The organism is Cryobacterium sinapicolor, from assembly GCF_004403465.1.
GTDB lineage: Bacteria > Actinomycetota > Actinomycetes > Actinomycetales > Microbacteriaceae > Cryobacterium > Cryobacterium sinapicolor.
On the sequence record NZ_SOGQ01000025.1, the window covers coordinates 32008 to 49412 of the forward strand.

At 68.3% G+C, this 17405-nt stretch carries 19 protein-coding genes; 4 read left to right on the forward strand and 15 right to left on the reverse strand.

What is annotated here, in order from left to right; all coding sequences use genetic code 11:
- Positions 1-61: 61 nt before the first annotated feature.
- The 6 genes from E3T28_RS05425 to E3T28_RS05450 all read right to left on the reverse strand — a co-directional run bounded on the left by E3T28_RS05425 (position 62) and on the right by E3T28_RS05450 (position 4591).
- Entirely contained in the window at positions 62-1603 is a 1542-nt protein-coding gene (locus E3T28_RS05425; RefSeq protein ID WP_134428688.1) for a multicopper oxidase family protein, read from the reverse strand.
- The gene (locus E3T28_RS05430) at positions 1600-1875 is read right to left on the reverse strand and encodes an SHOCT domain-containing protein (protein WP_134428690.1); all 276 of its coding nucleotides are present in this window, start codon (positions 1873-1875) and stop codon (positions 1600-1602) included. The genes E3T28_RS05425 and E3T28_RS05430 overlap by 4 nt, the downstream gene beginning before the upstream one ends.
- Before the next feature lie 84 nt (positions 1876-1959).
- Positions 1960-2919 (reverse strand): F510_1955 family glycosylhydrolase, encoded by a 960-nt coding sequence (locus tag E3T28_RS05435; RefSeq protein ID WP_198417159.1) that lies wholly within the window; start codon positions 2917-2919, stop codon positions 1960-1962.
- Positions 2919-3539 carry a DUF305 domain-containing protein gene (locus tag E3T28_RS05440; RefSeq protein ID WP_134428692.1) on the reverse strand — a complete coding sequence of 207 codons (621 nt, stop codon included), beginning with the start codon at positions 3537-3539 and terminating at the stop codon, positions 2919-2921. Before E3T28_RS05440 ends, E3T28_RS05435 begins: the two co-directional genes overlap by 1 nt.
- A 96-nt stretch (positions 3540-3635) precedes the next feature.
- The gene (locus E3T28_RS05445; protein WP_134428694.1) at positions 3636-4208 is read right to left on the reverse strand and encodes a hypothetical protein; all 573 of its coding nucleotides are present in this window, start codon (positions 4206-4208) and stop codon (positions 3636-3638) included.
- 107 nt (positions 4209-4315) lie between these two features.
- A complete protein-coding gene (locus tag E3T28_RS05450; RefSeq protein WP_134428696.1) occupies positions 4316-4591 on the reverse strand; it encodes a hypothetical protein in 276 nt (91 codons plus the stop codon).
- Between the two features lie 230 nt (positions 4592-4821).
- On the opposite strand from E3T28_RS05450, the gene E3T28_RS05455 reads away from it, so the two are divergent.
- On the forward strand, positions 4822-5520 hold the full coding sequence (locus tag E3T28_RS05455; protein ID WP_134428698.1) for a CHRD domain-containing protein: 699 nt from the start codon (positions 4822-4824) through the stop codon (positions 5518-5520).
- Between the two features lie 98 nt (positions 5521-5618).
- On the opposite strand, the gene E3T28_RS05460 is transcribed toward E3T28_RS05455, so the two are convergent.
- Complete coding sequence (locus tag E3T28_RS05460) at positions 5619-6209, reverse strand: gluconokinase (RefSeq protein WP_134428700.1); 591 nt, start codon at positions 6207-6209, stop codon at positions 5619-5621.
- Between the two features lies 1 nt (position 6210).
- A complete protein-coding gene (locus E3T28_RS05465; RefSeq protein WP_134428702.1) occupies positions 6211-7602 on the reverse strand; it encodes a GntP family permease in 1392 nt (463 codons plus the stop codon).
- A 177-nt stretch (positions 7603-7779) separates the two neighbouring features.
- Here E3T28_RS05465 and E3T28_RS05470 point away from each other — a divergent pair, with 177 nt between their 5' ends.
- Entirely contained in the window at positions 7780-8529 is a 750-nt protein-coding gene (locus E3T28_RS05470) for a FadR/GntR family transcriptional regulator (protein WP_134428704.1), read from the forward strand.
- A 34-nt stretch (positions 8530-8563) separates the two neighbouring features.
- Here E3T28_RS05470 and E3T28_RS05475 read toward each other — a convergent pair whose 3' ends face one another.
- Positions 8564-9850, reverse strand: a complete 1287-nt coding sequence (locus tag E3T28_RS05475) for an ATP-binding protein (RefSeq protein WP_134428706.1) — start codon at positions 9848-9850, stop codon at positions 8564-8566.
- 58 nt (positions 9851-9908) lie between these two features.
- A complete protein-coding gene (locus E3T28_RS05480; RefSeq protein WP_174843997.1) occupies positions 9909-12584 on the reverse strand; it encodes an excinuclease ABC subunit UvrA in 2676 nt (891 codons plus the stop codon).
- A 238-nt stretch (positions 12585-12822) separates the two neighbouring features.
- On the opposite strand from E3T28_RS05480, the gene E3T28_RS17550 reads away from it, so the two are divergent.
- Together E3T28_RS17550 and E3T28_RS16770 are read left to right on the forward strand one after the other, a co-directional pair.
- The gene (locus E3T28_RS17550) at positions 12823-12948 is read left to right on the forward strand and encodes a hypothetical protein (protein ID WP_277613359.1); all 126 of its coding nucleotides are present in this window, start codon (positions 12823-12825) and stop codon (positions 12946-12948) included.
- Positions 12949-12953: 5 nt separating this feature from the next.
- A complete protein-coding gene (locus E3T28_RS16770; RefSeq protein ID WP_166786932.1) occupies positions 12954-13121 on the forward strand; it encodes a hypothetical protein in 168 nt (55 codons plus the stop codon).
- A 410-nt stretch (positions 13122-13531) separates the two neighbouring features.
- Here E3T28_RS16770 and E3T28_RS05485 read toward each other — a convergent pair whose 3' ends face one another.
- The 5 genes from E3T28_RS05485 to E3T28_RS16775 all read right to left on the reverse strand — a co-directional run bounded on the left by E3T28_RS05485 (position 13532) and on the right by E3T28_RS16775 (position 17238).
- Complete coding sequence (locus tag E3T28_RS05485) at positions 13532-14536, reverse strand: acyl-CoA thioesterase (RefSeq protein ID WP_338145386.1); 1005 nt, start codon at positions 14534-14536, stop codon at positions 13532-13534.
- Between the two features lie 112 nt (positions 14537-14648).
- Positions 14649-15131: a heme-degrading domain-containing protein gene (locus tag E3T28_RS05490; RefSeq protein ID WP_134428708.1), complete on the reverse strand. Its 483-nt coding sequence runs from the start codon at positions 15129-15131 to the stop codon at positions 14649-14651.
- Between the two features lie 179 nt (positions 15132-15310).
- The gene (locus E3T28_RS05495) at positions 15311-15640 is read right to left on the reverse strand and encodes a hypothetical protein (RefSeq protein WP_134428710.1); all 330 of its coding nucleotides are present in this window, start codon (positions 15638-15640) and stop codon (positions 15311-15313) included.
- Between the two features lie 247 nt (positions 15641-15887).
- Positions 15888-16568: a GAF and ANTAR domain-containing protein gene (locus tag E3T28_RS05500; protein ID WP_134428711.1), complete on the reverse strand. Its 681-nt coding sequence runs from the start codon at positions 16566-16568 to the stop codon at positions 15888-15890.
- Positions 16569-17067: 499 nt separating this feature from the next.
- Positions 17068-17238 carry a hypothetical protein gene (locus E3T28_RS16775; protein WP_166786933.1) on the reverse strand — a complete coding sequence of 57 codons (171 nt, stop codon included), beginning with the start codon at positions 17236-17238 and terminating at the stop codon, positions 17068-17070.
- Positions 17239-17405 lie beyond the last annotated feature (167 nt).

Below are 17405 nucleotides of genomic sequence, written 5' to 3' on the forward strand. Positions count from 1 at the left end.
GCCGGCTGCGAGCGTGGTGGTCGTGGTGGGTTCGGCTGCGCCGCACGGGGCTGTGGCGTGCCTACCCGGCGCCGGGCGCGGAGCCGCCTCGGGCGTCGATCACACCCATCATGCCGAGGTCCTCGTGGTCGAGGATGTGGCAGTGGTAGACCGTGCGACCCGGGAAGTCGTCGAATGCGATGCGCACCCGGGCCGTTCCGCCGGCCGGCACGTTGACCACGTCCTGCCACTCGGCCGCCTGGACGACGCGGCCGTTCCGCTCGATGAGCTGCATCGGCCAGACGTGCAGGTGCACCGGATGATCCATCGGGCTCGAGTTCGAGAGCAGCCATTCCTCGACGCCGCCGGCCTGCACGGTGGTGTCGACCCGGTCGCCGTCGAACGGCTCGCCGTTGATGGTGAAGCTCATGCCCCCGCCGCCCATGCCGCCACCCATGCCCATGGCGAACGCCAGCTCGCGGCGGGCCGTCACGCCGGCGCCGCGCAGGTCGCGTTCCGCCGCGCGGCGGGGAACGTCGGATGCCGCGGCCACCGGTTCGCCGGAGACGGTCACCGTGGCAAGGTCGACCGTCCGGGTGGACGAGCCGCTGCCGCCGCCCATCATGCCGCCCATGCCCATGCCCGTGCTGCCGCGGTCGTAGGGCAGGGCGCGGAGTGCGGCCGGGGTGGTCGCGCCGCCTGCCGAGGTCGCCGCGGTGACGAGCAGGTCGGCCCGGTTACCGGGCGCGAGCAGCACCTCCTCCACGTCGCGGGGTGTCTCGAACCGGCCGGAGTCGAGGCCGAGCAGTTGCATCCCCAGACCGTCGAGACTCAGCCGCAGGTACCGCGAGACGCAGGCGTTGACGATGCGCCAGCGCTCGCGTTCGCCCGGGCGGATGTCGATGCGGGGCTTCAGTTGCCCGTTCACCAGCACGAGACGGCCCTCTCGGCCGCGCATCCGTTCGGCCTGGCCGGCCGAGGCAACCCCGACGGCACCGTCCGGGGTGAGGTCGGAGATCACCAGCACCCGCTCGCGGGCCACCGGCACAGGCTCGGGGTCGTCGATCAGGATGGCCCCGTACAGGCCGCCGAAGACCTGGTCGGCGACCAGTCCGTGGTGATGCGGGTGGTACCAGAACAGGCCGGGTGGGTGGTCGCCCGGCAGCCGGTAGTCGTAGTCGAACGCGGCGCCGGGCTCGATCATGACGAAGGGGTTGTCGCTGTTGCCCTCCGGGGAGACGTGCAGGCCGTGCACGTGCAGGTTGGTGAGGTCGGCGAGCCCGTTCCGCAGGCGCACCCGCAGGCGGTCGCCGGGCCGCAGGCGCAGGGTCGGGCCGGGCAGACCCTCGTTGTAGGCGAGGACCGTCACGGTGCGGCCGCCGATCTCGGCCGGCCCCTGGGCAGCCTCCAGTCGCACCTCGAGCAGCCCGTCGACGCTTCGCAACTCGGGCGGTTCGCGCAGCGGCTGGCCGTCCGCGAAGCCGGAGAGCGGCTCCGGGGCGACGCCCCGGTCGACGGACGGGTCCGTCGGGCGGCTCCAGAGCAGCCCGGCGCCGCCGACGACGGTGCCGGCCACGCCCAGGCCGCCGAGGGTGAGTGCGGCCCGGCGGCTGAGCGGTTTCACGCCGGGCCCTCGCCGAGGGCCCGGACCTGCTCGAGATACTGCTCCTGGGTCAGCTCGCCGGACGCGAAGCGCTCGTCGAGGATCTGGCGGGCCCGGCTGCGCCCGGGGGTGCCCGGGGTGCCGGTCCCACCAGGAGGTGAGCCAGGTCCGCGCCGGTCGTTGCTTCCGGCCGACAGGCGTACGGCCAGCACGACGAGCGTGGCGATGCTGATGATGATGAGCAGGCTGAAGAAAATGGTCCAGCCCGGACCTCCGTTGTAACCCCACATCATGATCGATCTCCTTCCGTGGCGGACGGGGTGCCCGTCACTGCGAGTATGTCCCCGGGGCCGGATTCGAGCATTCGTCGCACCGGTCTAAGCCTGGTCCGCGACGAGCACGGTCCAGGTGAGGCCGAAGTCGTCGCTCGCGACGACCCCGCGCTGGTCGGCGGCGAGGAGCCAGGGCGTACCGCCGCCGACGAAAGCGAGGGCCTCCGGGGTGCCCTCGGTCTGCCCTCCGCGGCTCCAGGTTCCGGCCTCCTGACGCCAGACCACGCCGTCCGGGTCGATGCCGACGACACCGCCGCCGGCCGCGGCATCCTGAACGTCGATCAGGTAGAGCATCGGCGCGCCGGAGGCCGGCCCGAATGTGCGCCCGGCGTCGTCGCTCACGGCCAGGCCGTCCTCGGTGGTCGCGAAGACCCGGTCGGGGTTCGCCGGGTCGGCCGCGAGGTCGCGCAGCGCCACCGAGGCCCCGGCCGACCAGGTGGCGCCGCCGTCGTCGCTGATGCTGACCGTGCCGGCGGCGGAGTCGTAGCCGTAGACGCGCAGGGCCTCCTGTGGCAGGGGCACCGCGTCGAGGTCGTGGAAGTCGGTCTCGCCGGCGAGCGAGACGTTCGTCCAGCTGGCCGCGGCATCCGTGCTGCTGATCAGTCCCACATTCGGGCCCGTCAACGTGGACTGGTCGGAGCCCGGATGCCCGGACGCCAGCAGCAGGCCCGGCCCGGCCACCGTGAAGCCCATGGCGTCGAAGGCCGGGCCGTCGCTCAGGGTGGGCCGGGTGAGCCCGGCATCCGGCGCTCCGGCGAGGTAGCTGTCGGGGAGCAGGCCGGTCGGAATCTGCCACACGCCCTGGTGCGTGCCGGCGTAGGTCGCTCCCGTGGAGAGGTCGGCGCCAAGGCCGTGGATGTGTTCGAAGGCCGCCGTGGTGGTGGCGGGCGCGCCGGCCGACGGAGCAGCCGGAGTGGGTGCGCAGCCGGCCAGAGCGGCCGCGAGGCCGACGGTGACCACGGCGGCGCCGCCGAGGCGGAGGGTTCTCCGGGGAGTCGTCAGCATCAGAACTCGGTGAGGAGGTCGGTCATGACGGCGATCTCGGCGGACTGCGACGCGATGATGGCGGCCGAGAGCTCCTGGGCGTCGGCGTTGCTGCCCTCGTCCTGGTGCGTCTGCGCCATCGCGATCGCGCCCTTGTGGTGCACGATCATCAGCTCAAGGAACACCTGGTCGCCGTCGGCGCCCGAGGCTTCGTCCAGCGTCATCATGTCGGCCTCGCTCATCATGCCGTCGGTGCCGTGGTCCATGTCGGACATGCCTCCCGTGTCGGCGCCCCACTCGCCCAGCCAGTCGGTCAGCTGGGTGATCTCGGGCTCCTGCGCAGCCTTGATCTCGGTCGCCAAGGCGACGACGCGCGGGTCGGTCCCCGGCTTGGCGAGGAGGTTGTCGCTCATCTCGACGGCCTGCTCGTGGTGCGGGATCATCATCTGGGCGAAGTCGACGTCCGCGGCGTTGGCGGAGGCGGACTCGGTGGTGCTGGAGCCGCCGGTACTGCCACCGGCTGCCGGGGCATCGGCAGCCGGGGTGCCGCCGCAGGCGCTGAGGGTGAGCGCCGTGGTGAGCACCGCGGCGGTGATCAGTGAGGTGCGAAGGGTGCGGGTGGTGCGGATGGTGCTGAGCATTGTTGTTCCATTCGTCGACAAAAAGGGTTGGAAACCGGGGGCCGGGGTGCGGCCGGGCCGCGCAGCCCGGTGGGGTGCGCTGGCGACGGGTTCGGCCTAAATGCGGCTGATGGAGAGCAGGGTGAGGCTGGGCCGGTGCAGGTGCAGCGGAATCTCCCGGAAGGAGCCGACGACGAAACCGGCGGCCTCGAGCAGGCGCCGACAGAACGACGGGTGCCGGGACAGCAGGACCAGGCCGCCGAGGACCAGCAGCAGGGAACAGGTCGTCGCGAGGGCGGCCATGCCCGACATCGCATTCGTGTCGGCGCTGCTGACGGCGCCGGCGGATGCTGCGGTGTGCTCGGCCCCGGAATGCGGGCCGGCCGTCATCGCGGTCATGGTCACTGCCGCGGTCAGAGCTCCTGCGGCGGTCGCGGTCGTAGCCGTTGTAATGGTCATGGTCGTGGTCGTGGTCGTGGTCGTGGCTGTGGTCGTGGCTGTGGCTGTGGCTGCGGCGGCGGCGGCGGAGAGGCTGTGACCCGGGGCATGGCCCAGGCCGTGCCCCGGGCCGGCCGAATGCACGGCGAGCAGGCAGAGCAGCATCGCGGCCAGCGTGAGCGCCGCCAGGACGGCGGAGTGAACGACCCGGCGGCCACCACGGAACGAGATCGCGTCGCGCGTGTGCAGCATGCCGCCTCCGTCCGGATTGTGGTCTGGGCATCCGTCTGGCCGATCGTTGAACCTTGGATACCCCCTCAGGCTATACCCGGGCGGATCGACGCCGGCTGGGAGCGGGCTCACCCCCAGTCGAGGGCGAGCACCCAGGACCCGTCGATGTCGCGCCGCAGGTCGTAGCGGTGCTGTTCCTCGTCGCCACGCGAGGCGTCGAGGCGCCAGAGTTCGGTGTCGATGCGGGACGGAACGCCGCCGGCGTTCTCCCACCAGCGGGTGCGGGTGAAGATCGCCTGCGGCTGGCCGATGACGGTGTGCTCGAACCGGTTCCAGATGAATGCGCGCGGGTCGCCGTCGACGGACAGCTCCACGTTGACGACCGCGTCGATGATCTGAGGCATGCGTGGCTCCCTTGATTTCATCGAACATTTATTCGATTCTGCGAGTGTAGTTCATGCCACCGACACTCGCCAGACCCGCTCAAGAATTCGTTCGCGCTCCACTCCGATCGTGGCCGGGCGGCAAAGAAAGTGCACAAATCACCCAACATGACCAAACCTCACTAGTGTTCGTTACGAACTATCCACGACCAGCGAGACCGTCTCGTTGGCGGCTAACCAAGGAGACAATCGTGAAACGACATTCCATAGGAATTCTGGGGGCTTCCGCCGTTGCGTTGCTCGCGGCGGCCACACTCGGGTCCAGCGCAGCTCAAGCGCACAGTCCTGGGCACTCCGGCGACCAAAAAACGGTTTCACTGTCCGCCGATCTCACGGAGCTCAACGGCTCCGGGGCATCCGGAACGGCTGCGGCAACAGTTCGCAACCAGAGGATCACGCACATTGAAGTGCATGCTTCTGGGCTGTCGCCGGACGCTCCGCATGCGCAACACATCCACTACGGCGAGCAAGCGTTGAACGAGTGCCCCACACTGGCACTGGACAGCAACGGTGATGGCCGCTTGAACACCGTTGAGGGGATTCCCGCGTACGGTCCTGTCGTTGTGTCGCTGAACACAACAGGTGACACGACTCCCGCGAGCTTTCTCGATGTGACTCGTTTCCCGGTGTCTGAGAGCGGCAGCTACCACTACAGCCGGGATAACATCCGCATCACCAAGGTGGCGGGAACGGGCTACCCCGGACCCGACGGCACAGGGTCGGCGAAAGAGATCGCTGATTCCATCCGCGAGGGCGAAGGCGTCGTCGTGATCCATGGCGTCGACTACAACGGTAACGGCGAGTACGACTTCAGCCGAGGTGCAAGCGAACTCGACCCGACCCTGCCTGCAGAAGCGACGGACCCGGCCGCCTGCGGCATCCTCGAATAGGCACACGCCCACAACCCCCTTTGGGTAACGACCGCCGGTGGCTCGTCATCAATGACGGGCCACCGCGGTCTGGCGGAGGAACGGGGAAATTGGTCGGCCTACGTCCTCGGCCGGGGGACGGGGCGCGGCACCGATGACTTGCCCGGTTCCGGCGCGCCCAGGCTCGACGACCCGGGACGGGGCGTGAGCCCCAGTCGCCGCACGATTTCGGCGGCCTCCTCCGCCGGCGCGCGGCCGGCGTCGATGGAGATCGCACGCTCGTCGGCGTCCGGCACCTCGAGCGTGGCCACCTGCGAATCGAGCAGGGAGGTCGGCATGTAGTGGTCGTGCCGCGCGGCTAGGCGGCGACCGATCAGGTCCGTCGATCCGGTCAGGTGCACGAAGATCACGTTGTGCTCGCGCAGCACGTCGCGGTAGCGGCGTTTGAGCGCCGAGCAGGTGATGATGCCCGGCACCCCGGCCATGGTGTGCTCGATGATCCACGACGAGACCGTGTCGAGCCAGGGCGCGCGGTCCTCGTCGTTCAGGGGCCGGCCGGCCGACATCTTGTCGATGTTCTCTTGAGGATGCAGGTCGTCGCCCTCCTCGAGGTCCCAGCCGAGCTGGCCGGCGAGAAGCCCTGCCACGGTGGACTTGCCGGATCCGGAGATGCCCATGATCACGAGCACGGGTTGCTGGGTGTCGAACATGCTAGATCACGATATTCAGGAGGAGGACGCCCGCAAGCCCGACCACGGAGATGAGGCATTCCATCACGGTCCAGGTCTTCAGGTTCTGCCCGACGGTCGTGCCGAGGTACTCCTTGACCAGCCAGAATCCGGCGTCGTTGACGTGGGAGAGGAACAGGGATCCGGCGCCGATGGCGAGAACCATCAGCGAGACATCCGTGCCGCCCAGGCTGGCGGCGACGGGGGCGAGGATGCCCGCGGCCGTCACGGTGGCGACTGTGGCGGAGCCGGTGGCGACCCGGATCAGGGCCGCGACGAACCAGGCGAGCAAGAGCACCGAGATGCTGCTGCCGGCCACGGCGTCGGCGATGACGGTGCCGATGCCGGTGTCGATCAATACCTGCTTGAATCCGCCGCCCGCGCCCACAATGAGCAGGATGCCCGCGATCGGCGGCAAGGAGTCGGAGAGCGACTTTGCGACGGCGGAGCGGTCCATGCCGCCACCGCGACCGAAGACGATCATGGCGTAGATCACGGCGATGCCGAGGGCGATCATCGGGGTGCCGAGGAAGTCGAGCGTGGCGTTGAGCGGCGAGGTGGAGCCCGGGTTGGTCGCATCGGCGATCGACCGGGCGAGCATCAGCACGACGGGGAGCAGGATGCCCGAGATGGTGATCAGGAAGCTCGGTCGGCGAGCGTTCTCGCCCAAACCCTGTTCCTCGTTGGTGAGGAACAGGGCCGGCACGGGCACGGAGACCCAGCGGCTCGCGTACTTGCTGAAGATCGGGCCGGCAATGATGACGGTCGGGATGGCGATCAGCACGCCGATCGCGAGGGTGAGCCCGAGGTTCGCATCGAGCGTGGTCACGGCCACCAGCGGGCCGGGGTGCGGCGGCACCAAGCCGTGCATGACGGACAGGCCGGCGAGGGCCGGGATGGCGATGCGGATGAGTGAGAGCCCGCTGCGGCGGGCCACCAGGATGATCACCGGGATGAGCAGCACGAGGCCGACCTCGAAGAACATCGGCAGGCCGATCAGCCCGCCGATCAGGGCCATCGTCCAGGGCAGGGTGCGGGCGCTCGAGCGGGTGACCAGCGAGTCGACGATGCGGTCGGCTCCGCCGGAGTCGGCGAGCAGCTTGCCGAACATGGCGCCGAAGCCGACCAGGATGCCGACGCCGGCCATGGTGGAGCCGAAGCCGGTACTGAAACTCGTGACGGCGGCGGCCGGAGCCAAACCGGCCCCGACGCCGACGCCCACGGCCCCGATCGAGAGGGCGAGGAAGGGATGCACCTTGAGCCAGGTGATGAGCAGGATGATCACCGCGACGCCGACGAGGGCGGCGATGATGAGCTGGAGGTCGCTGCCGGCCGGTTCGATCGGAACCACCGGGGCCGCACAGGGAAGAATCATCTGAATTTCCATTCCGAGGCTGCTTCACTGCGACCTCATTGTCCAATAATCTGATTAATCAGATATTTGAGTGTGACACACGAATCGCGACTCCGGGACCAACGCCGGTACGATCACGATGGGGGACGCCGCGATGACGCGGCGACGCGCGCGGCCAGGCCGCAGGGAGAAGCAGAGATGAACCGTGGGGCGGGCGCCGGAGTGTGGCGTGAACGAGGACTTCACGCGCGGGTATTGAACTCGCTGGGCCAACAGATCGTCGACGGCGGATTCCCGCCCGGCGACATCCTGGACCTTGACCTGATCAGTACGGAATTCGCGGTATCCCGCTCGGTGCTGCGCGAGGCGCTGCGGGTGCTGCAGTCGCTGGGCATGGTCGAGCCGCGGCAGCGGGTGGGCACCCAGGTGCTGCCCCGCGAGTCCTGGGACCTGATGCACCCGCAGATCATCTACTGGCGCGGCCGCGGCACCGACTATCTCACCCAGATGCGCGAGATGCTCGAATTGCGTCTCGGCATCGAACCCGTGGCCGCCCGGCTGAGCGCGCGCCTGATGACGGCGGAGCAGTTGGACGCCGTGCGGGCGGCAGCCGAGGCCATGGTCGCGGCCGACCTCGCCGGCGACGGCCGTCGGTTCCTCGAGGCCGACATCGACTTCCACTCCCTGATCCTGAGCGGCTCCGGCAACAGCGTGATGGGGCACTTCGCCGGCACGGTCGCCGCGCTCCTGCGCACGCGCGAAGAGGAGAAGCGCTTCACCATCACCGAGTACACACCACCCTCGGCCCACCGGCACAACCAACTGGCCGAGGCCCTGCACGAGCGTGACGAGGATGCCGCGTACCGCTGGTCCTATGCCACGATCGAGGCCACCCTGACCGAGTTCATCCAGGAATCGGGCCGCGCCGAACTGGGGCTCGAGGCCTGAGGATCGTCGCCCGGACTCGGGGCGTCGCCCGGGCTTAGAGCCGGGCGAGCAGCTCGATGTCCTCCAGGAATTCGCTGGCGACCTGGGCGGACACGGTGGTGCGGGTCGACCGGATCGCGGCCAGATAGTCCTCGGTGCTCGGGCCGCCGGGCGTCGACTCGTCCGCCCCCTCGAACAGTGCGCGTTCCAGAGCCTGCTGGGAGGCACGCCGGGCGGCGTATTCAATGTCGGCCGGGGAGAACCCGTCGCTCGCGGCGACAAGCGCATCGAGGTCGACCGTGCCTTTCCTGCCTTCGGGGATATAGCGCTCCCAGATGGCCTGGCGAGCGGCGACATCCGGAAGCCCGATCGGTATGACGTAGTCGAAGCGCCCGTGCCGGAGGAAGGCGGAATCGAGGGCGCGGATGAAGTTCGTGGCGCAGACCAGGAGTCGGCCGGGCTGCTCGCGGAAGGCCGGGATGATCTTGAGCAGCTCATTGGTGACGCCCTGCAGGGCCGAGGGCGGCTCACCGCCGCGCTGCGCCGCGATCTCCTCGACCTCGTCGATGAAGACGACCGCATGCTCCAGTTCGGAGATCTTCAGGAAGGTCTCCCGGAGCGCCCCGGCGAGGCCCTTGGGGTCGGCCGCGAGCCGCGACGGGAAGACCTCGACGAAGGGCCACTCCAGGCGCGACGCGATGGCCTTGGCGAAGGTGGTCTTGCCGGTTCCGGGAGGACCGAAGAGCACGACCGCCTTCGGCGGCACGACGCCGTACTGCTCGGCCATGTCCGGTTTGGCCAGCGGCATGACGAGCCGGCGCTCGAGCAGCTCCTTCTCGGTGCGCATGCCGCCGACGCCCTCCCAGAGGTCGCGGGGCAGGATGCGCCCACCCAGTTCGCTGAGCGAGCGCAGCTCCTCACGCTGCACCGGGATGTGGCGCTCGAAGTAGCGCAGGTGCTGCTTGACCTCGAAGCCGCGCTTCACGAAGGCGTCGACGCGGGTGGCCGATTCGGGCATCAGCGCGGACAGCTTGGTCAACGCGTGCCGGGACATCTTCTTCTCGAGGGCAGCCAGCAGCGCCGTGCCGATGCCGCGCCCCTGGTAGCGCTGCGCGGTGGCCAGGAAGACCACCCAGCCCTGGGCGTGGGCGGCGCGGCCCACGGCGGCCCCGACGACCTCGTCGCCGTGAAGGGCGATCACGGCGTCGTCCTTCTGGCAGGAGGCCAGCACCTCGGACAGCCCGTAGACGGGCTCCGTCTTGGCGGCCGTGATCTCCTCCCAGAGGCGGAGGATGCCGTCCAGGTCATCAGAGTGAAAGTCGCGGATCCGCCAACCAGTCATGAGAGCTCCTTTGCGCCGGCACGTACGCCTCCCAATCTATGGCACGCGCCCGTCTGGACTAGCCGCCTGCGAGGCGGCGGGCGAGATAGGGAGCGGTGCGGCTGCGCGGATGCCGCGCGACGGCATCCGGGGTTCCGGTCGCCACGATCTCGCCGCCCGCATCGCCGCCGGCCGGACCCAGGTCGATCACCCAGTCGGCGGCGGCCACCACGTCGAGGTTGTGCTCGACCACGATCACCGTGTTGCCGGCGTCGACCAGGCGGCCCAGCTGGGCCAGGAGGAGGCGGACATCCGCGGGGTGCAGGCCGGTGGTCGGCTCGTCGAGCAGGTACATCGTGTGGCCGCGGCGGGCACGCTGCAGCTCGGTGGCGAGCTTGATGCGCTGCGCCTCGCCACCGGAGAGCTCGGTGGCCGGCTGGCCGAGCCGGAGGTAGCCGAGCCCGACCTCACGCAGGGTGGCGAGGCTGCGGGCGGCGGCCGGTACGTCGGCCAGGAAGCCGGCGGCCTCCTCGACGCTCAGGCCGAGCACCTCCGCGATCGACTTGCCCTGGTAGGTCACCTCGAGGGTCTCCGGGTTATAGCGCGAGCCCTGGCAGGCCGGGCAAGGCGTGTAACTGCCGGGCAGGAAGAGCAGACCGACGCTCACCGAGCCCTCGCCGAGACAGGTCTCGCAGCGGCCACCGGCCACGTTGAAGGAGAACCGCCCGGCGCCGTAGCCGCGGCTGCGCGCCTCCTCGGTGGCTGCGAAGGTCGCGCGCACCGCGTCGAACAGTCCCGTGTAGGTCGCCAGGTTGGAGCGCGGGGTGCGGCCGATGGGTTTCTGGTCCACGCGCACCAGCCGGCCCACGGCCTCCAGCCCGCTGATCCGGTCGACCCGCGCGCGCGGCTCGGCGACGCCGGATTTCTCGTCTGCGGCGTCGGCGTCTTCGTCTGGCTCCGAGGCAACGGATGCGTCGGCGTCCGGATGCAGGGCGAGCCGCACCGCATCCGCCAGTACCTGACTGACCAGGGTGGACTTGCCCGAACCGGACACCCCGGTCACCGCCGTCAGTACGCCGAGGGGGAAGGTCGCGTCGACGCCGCGGAGATTGTGCCGGGTGACGCCGTGCAGCCCCAGCCAGCGATCGGGCGTGCGCAGGGCGTCGGGCCGGGGCGCCTCCGGCGCGGTCGGCACCGGCTCCGCTTCCGGCTCGGTCGGGACCGGTTCCGCTTCCGGTTCCCCTTCCGGCGCGGACGGGAACAGGAACTGCCGGGTGACCGACTCCGGCACGTCGGCCAGACCGGCGATCGGACCGCTGTAGAGCACGGCGCCGCCGCCGGCCCCGGCCAGCGGCCCAACGTCGACGACCCAGTCGGCCCGTCGCACGATGTCCATATTGTGTTCGACGACGAACACCGAATTGCCGGATGCCTTCAGCTGCTCCAGCACCAGCAGCAGCGGTTCGGCGTCGGCCGGGTGCAGCCCGGCCGAGGGTTCGTCGAGCACGTAGATCACGCCGAACAGTCCCGAACGCAGCTGGGTGGCGATGCGGAGGCGCTGCATCTCGCCGGGGGAGAGGGTGGGCGTCGCGCGCCCGAGGCTCAGGTAGCCCAGGCCGAGCTCGAGCAGCACCTCGATGCGGGCGAGCAGGTCCCGGGTGAGGGTGATCGCGGCCTCCGTGGGCTCGGCGGCGTGCGGGTCTCCGGCACCAGGGGCAGCACCGGGCTCCGCGGGGCCATCGCCGGCACCCGGCAGAAGCGTCGGCCGTAGCAGTTCGGCGAGCCCGGTCAAGGGCAGCAGGTTGAGCTCGGCGATCGACCGGCCGGCCACGGTGACCGCCAGGGCCGCGGGAGTGAGGCCGCTGCCGTTGCACAGCGGGCACGGGCCGGATTCGACGAAACGCAACGCGCGTTCCCGCTGGCTCTGGCTCTTCGAGTCGGCCAGGGTGTGCAGCACGTAGCTCTTGGCGCTCCAGAATCGGCCCTGGTACGGCTTGGCGATCCGGTCGCGCTGCGGGGTGACCTCCACCACGGGCTGCTCCTCCGTGAAGAGGATCCAGTCCCGCGCCTCACGCGGCAGGTCCCGCCAGGCGGTGTCCACGTCGTAACCGAGGGTGATCAGGATGTCCCGAAGGTTCTTGCCCTGCCAGGCGCCCGGCCAGGCCGCGATGGCGCCGTCACGGATGCTCAGGGTCGGGTCCGGCACGAGGGTTGCCTCGGTCACGGTGTGCGCCGTGCCGAGGCCGTGGCACCGCGGGCAGGCGCCGGCCACGGTGTTGGGGGAGAAGGAGTCCGACTCGAGGCGCGGGGCATCCGTCGGGTAAATGCCGGCTCGGGAGTACAGCATCCGCAGCGAGTTGGACAGGGTGGTCAGGGTGCCGACGCTCGACCGGGAGCTGGGGGCGCCCCGGCGCTGCTGCAGGGCGACGGCCGGCGGCAGCCCGGCGATCTCGTCGACCTGAGGGGTGTGGCCCTGCTGGATCAGGCGGCGGGCGTAGGGCGCAACGGACTCCAGGAAGCGGCGCTGGGCTTCCGCGAAGATGGTGCCGAATGCGAGTGACGACTTTCCGGATCCGGAGACCCCGGTGAAGGCGACGATGGCGTCCCGGGGAACATCGACATCCACATTGCGGAGGTTGTTCTCCCGCGCCCCGCGCACCTGCACGAAGCCCGTGAACGGCGTTGGCTCCACGATGTTCCCCGGCGCAGCTTGGGTCGAGGCGGTGGTTCCGACGGAAGGGAGAGGCGGTTGCATCCGGTCGACTCTAGTCCGAGCGTCTGGGCGGATGCCGGGCTGCGGCTGGTGGGGCTCACGGGCGACGCGGTACACTGGTCCAACTGCGATCCCGTCCACTGATGGTGGTGGGTCGGTACTCATCTCGATGCCCAACCGTGACAGATCCCGATGTTCAACCGTGTCAATCTCGATCGCTCCTTCATTGAACCAGGCTCAGCGGCGTGCCGTTCAGACCACGTTTGAGACTGAGAGACCCATGGCCGATACAACCGGATCTACCGTTACCCACTACGTTTCCCAGCTTCGCTGGGCGGCCCTGAAGCGCGAATTCCTGTCGCGCCAGTCCGGGCAGACCACCGCGTCAGACAACGGGCGAGGCTGAGCATCATGGCCGACCGCGCCGACTCCGCCGATCCCGCCGAGCAGGCACCTGCCAACCAGGTGTCGATGCCCCGCTGGGCCGAACTCAAGCGTGCCTACGTCGCGCGGCTGCCCAAGAGCGACCGCGCCGCTCTGGAAGCCGCTGCCGAGCGCGCGCACAACACCCAGGGCTGACCCGCCGGTCCGCGGGACTGGCTGGCCCACCGGTCCGCGGTACTCGCTGGAGTCATCCGTGGGCCCGCCGGTCCGCCGGACCCGTGGGCCCGCCGGTTTGCCGGTCCGCGGGTCCGCCGGTCCGCGGGTCCGCGGGGCTGGCTGGCCCGCCGGATTGCCGTACCCGCTGGAGTCATCCGTGGCCCGCCGCATCCCCGCCCTCGTCCCACCGCAGCCGCCGCCGAACCAATTCGACGGAGATTCTCGCTTGAGAGCGCTCTTTCGTTCCAAAACACGCTGTCTAGAGCAAAATCTCCGTCGAATTCGTTCGGGTAGCGAGGGCTCGATCGGCTAGGGCGGGCGCAGCTTCGCGACGGCAGGCGCAGCTTCGCGACGGCAGGCGCAGCTTCGCGACGGCAGGCGCGGGTCGGCTAGGGCAGGTGCAGGTGGTCGACGGGCATCATGACCAGCGGCGCGCGGAGTTCCATCAAGTCACGGGCGTGTTGGTCGAGCCGCTTGTCCTCCGCGGTGATCAGCGTCAGCGGTGCCACCGGCTCGGCGTGCCCGTCGGCCCCGATCGCTACGAAAATGCTCATGCACTGCGTCGTGAGCTGCAGATCGTGCGGCGTGCGCGGGCTGCCGGAGCGCACCCGGATGCTAATGTGCATGCTGCGCTTGCCGGTGTGGATGAGCCGAGCATCCACCTCGACTATGTGACCGATCTGGATCGGCCGGTAGAAGTGGATGCCACCCGAGTAGACGGCCACGGCCGACTCGGAGCTCCAGGCCGCAGCTGTGGCGAACGCGGCCTCATCGATCCATCGCATCACGGTGCCACCGTGGGCGTTGCCGCCCCAGTTCGCGTCGGCGGGAGCCGCCAGGAAACGGAACACCGTGCGCGGCGTCGTGCCGTCATCGGTATATTCCTGTGAACGCATAACCGTTTGGATGCGCTTGCGTGGCTCGAGCCGAGCCGTCGCGTTCTGCTGCAATTCCCGATCGACGTCGGAGTGGGGTGCCCACGTCGGCACCTCGTGCGGCTTGCCGGCGTCATCGACGGCGACGAAGACGAGGATGCAATGGGTGGCTGGACTGTATTCCCGGGCCCGGACATCCGTGGTCTCGACCGTGACGAGCACATGCATGCTTGTGCGCCCGGTGTGGATGATGCGGGCGTGCACCTCGACCAGGTTGCCGGAGCGGATCGGCCGGGTGAAATGCACGTTACCGACGTACGCGGTGACCGTGTCGGAGGCGCTCCAGCCCACCGCGCAAGCATAGGCCGCCTTGTCGATCCACTCGAGCACGCTGCCGGCGGCGACGGTTGAACCCGAGGCTGCGACGTCGGCGGGAACGGCCATGAACCGCAGGGTGATGCGGTCGTCGGGCATTCCTGCGTCGGACGGCGGGATCGAACGGGTGGGTGCGGCGGTCACGGATACTCCAGCGGAAGCAGGTCGGGGGCTTCGGTCCAGACTTTCACATCCGGGCCCGGGGCGCTGCAGGTCAGCCGGGCGTCGGTCGGGGTGCGGGCAGGCCGAGTGCCGGTCAGCCGTGGGTGCTGCGGTGTTCCTCGAGAACCTCGACGACGAGGTCGTGGTCCTCGCGCTGGGCCAGCCCGGAGACGCCGACGACGCCGATGAGCGAGCCTCGCACGCGCAGCGGGAAGGCTCCGCCGTGCGCGGCGTGCGTGTTCGGGTCGAGGTTCGACTCGGTGCGGAAGTCGCGGGAGTTCGCCCGGAAGCGCGTGCCCACGGCGAAGGAGGAGCTGGCGAAGCGCCGCACCACCCGGAACTTGTTCTCGAGCCAGGCGTCGTTGTCGGCGCAGGCGCCCGGTAGCGCGGCATGGAAGACGCGCTGGTCGCCGAACGTGATCGACACGGCGATCGGATGCTTGCGGTCGTTGCCGAGTTCGACCAGCCGCGACCCGACGGCCCAGGCGTCGTCCACGTCGAAGGAGTCGAACTGAAGGATGCGTTCCTGCTCGAGAAGCAGCGGGAGGAGCTCTGCGGCGTCGTGCGCGTCGGTCATCGCAGGCCTTTCGGGTTGAGTCAGTCGGCTGAACTGAAGGTGAGCGTCTTGATCCATGTCGGAACGCCCAAGGCCAGTCTTTCACTCATGCAACTGGGTATCCTAGTTTTCAGTTCTGGGCTATGGGGCTGGTGGTGCGTGCTCCGATGGAGCCAGGGCGGGTGAGCGCCGAGGTCACGCTATCTTTTTGCATCCTGCGCTACTTTGAATGACGTTCGGGCTAGGCGCTCTGCCTGAGCGTAATACTCGGCGTGGCGCTCCGCTGTCCCAATGATGATCGACCAAGGCGAGCCTTCAAGCCCCGACAACAGGGCCGCATGTTGCCAAACGTACAGCCACAGGCCACACATGGCCTCGTCGACCGCGGCCGAGGACTTCAGATAGTGATTGCAGATCGCAAACGTCGGAACACACAACTGATCGTAGATCAGGCCGAACGCAGCCTGACTGCCCGAAGCCATGCTCTGCATCAGCTTCCGCTGATCGGTTGCCTCGAACAACGGCGTCACCACACTATTCCGCTTCGAAAGCCAGCATCAGATTCCACTACGCCACACAGGAGGCCTCCGCAGCTGGAATGCCCGGGTTCACGGAAGGAGAGGGGCAAAAGCTTGTCACCGGTCGATCTGGACCCGATGCCGGTAGAAGTGACATGCCCACAGCACTCGCCGCTGACCCAATCCGGCGCCATTCTTGCCGTAGAAAACACACCCTGTAGAGGGGCGTGACCAAGACACATCCGAACGGTCTTCAAAATCATCTAAACCTGCCTCGACTATCCACAATTTTCCTGGCGATTTCGCTCAGCCGCCTATCCGTCTTCCGCGCATGAGCGCGCAAGAGTGAGAACGCGACGCCCATTGGCACGCCATACTGCTGAGCGAGGACCCCTTTGGCGAGCTCTATCGTCACCCGAGCGTCGAGTGCTTGCTGCAATTCCTCGTGGAGGTTGGCCGTCGCGACACGGACCAAGGCTTCGATCGACGCAGCATCTTTGTCATTCATTGGGCCAAACTCCTCCAAAAAGAGACACAACACTCCGAGGATGTGTCCCCGGAGACGTAAGGGGACCACGTGCGCCGCCTGGAACCCGCGGGCTTCGGCGATGGCAGCGAACGTAGGCCAAGCGCGCCAAGATGCAGCGATGTGGGGCACATCCAAAGTTTCACCGGTTCGAAACGCCACCAGGCACGGCCCCTGTTCAAAGCCCAACTGCGCTTCCTCGACGTCACCGCTTCTCTCCTTCGAAGAGGCGACAACGTGAAGGTGTTGATTGCTATCAGCTAACAAAATTCCGGCTTCGACAACACGCGTGAGCGAGGATGCGCCATGCATCAAAAGGTCGAGGGTATCGCTGGCTTCGTGACCCGATATAGAAGTATCCGCGAGTGCCCTCCTGACCCCGACTACAACCTTTCCGTCGTTGGGCAGACTCATTGGCGAACGCGACGCCTGACACTGACGCTCCACAATTTTTTCATCGCGACCTCAGACCAATTACGCCCGCCCCGCGCTGAGGGCATCGTGCCCGCCTGAGCGGGCCCAGCTGCAGCCCGCCAGGCAAACTTTAGAAATCCGGACATATCCACTTCCTGCGGGTTGAGGCGGGCGGTGATCAGAATCTGATCGGTGGTACCGCTGAAGGCACGACCATCTTCAGCTGTCGACACAGGGTGCACCGTGTCGGCCGGCACCATAAGGCCGTCTGATGCACCGGGATTGCCCAGTGGTCGTCGTTGCTTTCGTGACCGCGCGTTCCTGACTTCGCCAGACCCAGCTGATGAAGTAGCCGACGTTGACGAATGCGACCCACTACGAGGCGTGCTCTGCACCAAAACCCTAACTATCGGCGCCCATGTCGACGACCGCGACCGCGATCAAGACTTCCGCGAAAAATAATGACCCATACGCAAAATTCGCCGGGGCTGAACAAGGTCTACGAGGATCGTTTCGAATCGTGCACGGCGATCTCCGCGACCCAAATGGCGATGACTTCAGTTAGGTCGGCTGAGAACTGCAGTTCACTGCCGCGCGCGGCAGACTTTGGCAACGCCGGCCGGTTATCGAGACCATTCATCGGATCAAGCACAGGAGTGAGCACGGTCATGCGTTCACCGGCCGTGGAGATCCGGACTCTGCCCTTGATGCCAAGTGCGTGACCACCTCGCGAAGTGCTGTGAAGGTGGTCCAGCGAAAACCGCCGCCGATTTCCATCACTTCGAAACTCTCGTTTCGTTGCTCTACGCAGCCGAGGAGTCCATCAAATTTGCCGAC

Coding starts and splice junctions, on each gene's coding strand:
- E3T28_RS05430 (WP_134428690.1), bottom strand. CDS start 1,875: ATGATGTGGGGTTACAACGGAGGTCCGGGCTGGACCATTTTCTTCAGC.
- E3T28_RS05435 (WP_198417159.1), bottom strand. CDS start 2,919: ATGCTGACGACTCCCCGGAGAACCCTCCGCCTCGGCGGCGCCGCCGTG.
- E3T28_RS05440 (WP_134428692.1), bottom strand. CDS start 3,539: ATGCTCAGCACCATCCGCACCACCCGCACCCTTCGCACCTCACTGATC.
- E3T28_RS05445 (WP_134428694.1), bottom strand. CDS start 4,208: ATGCTGCACACGCGCGACGCGATCTCGTTCCGTGGTGGCCGCCGGGTC.
- E3T28_RS05450 (WP_134428696.1), bottom strand. CDS start 4,591: ATGCCTCAGATCATCGACGCGGTCGTCAACGTGGAGCTGTCCGTCGAC.
- E3T28_RS05460 (WP_134428700.1), bottom strand. CDS start 6,209: ATGTTCGACACCCAGCAACCCGTGCTCGTGATCATGGGCATCTCCGGA.
- E3T28_RS05465 (WP_134428702.1), bottom strand. CDS start 7,602: ATGATTCTTCCCTGTGCGGCCCCGGTGGTTCCGATCGAACCGGCCGGC.
- E3T28_RS05470 (WP_134428704.1), top strand. CDS start 7,780: ATGAACCGTGGGGCGGGCGCCGGAGTGTGGCGTGAACGAGGACTTCAC.
- E3T28_RS05475 (WP_134428706.1), bottom strand. CDS start 9,850: ATGACTGGTTGGCGGATCCGCGACTTTCACTCTGATGACCTGGACGGC.
- E3T28_RS05480 (WP_174843997.1), bottom strand. CDS start 12,584: ATGCAACCGCCTCTCCCTTCCGTCGGAACCACCGCCTCGACCCAAGCT.
- E3T28_RS17550 (WP_277613359.1), top strand. CDS start 12,823: ATGGCCGATACAACCGGATCTACCGTTACCCACTACGTTTCCCAGCTT.
- E3T28_RS16770 (WP_166786932.1), top strand. CDS start 12,954: ATGGCCGACCGCGCCGACTCCGCCGATCCCGCCGAGCAGGCACCTGCC.
- E3T28_RS05490 (WP_134428708.1), bottom strand. CDS start 15,131: ATGACCGACGCGCACGACGCCGCAGAGCTCCTCCCGCTGCTTCTCGAG.
- E3T28_RS05500 (WP_134428711.1), bottom strand. CDS start 16,568: ATGAGTCTGCCCAACGACGGAAAGGTTGTAGTCGGGGTCAGGAGGGCA.
- E3T28_RS16775 (WP_166786933.1), bottom strand. CDS start 17,238: ATGACCGTGCTCACTCCTGTGCTTGATCCGATGAATGGTCTCGATAAC.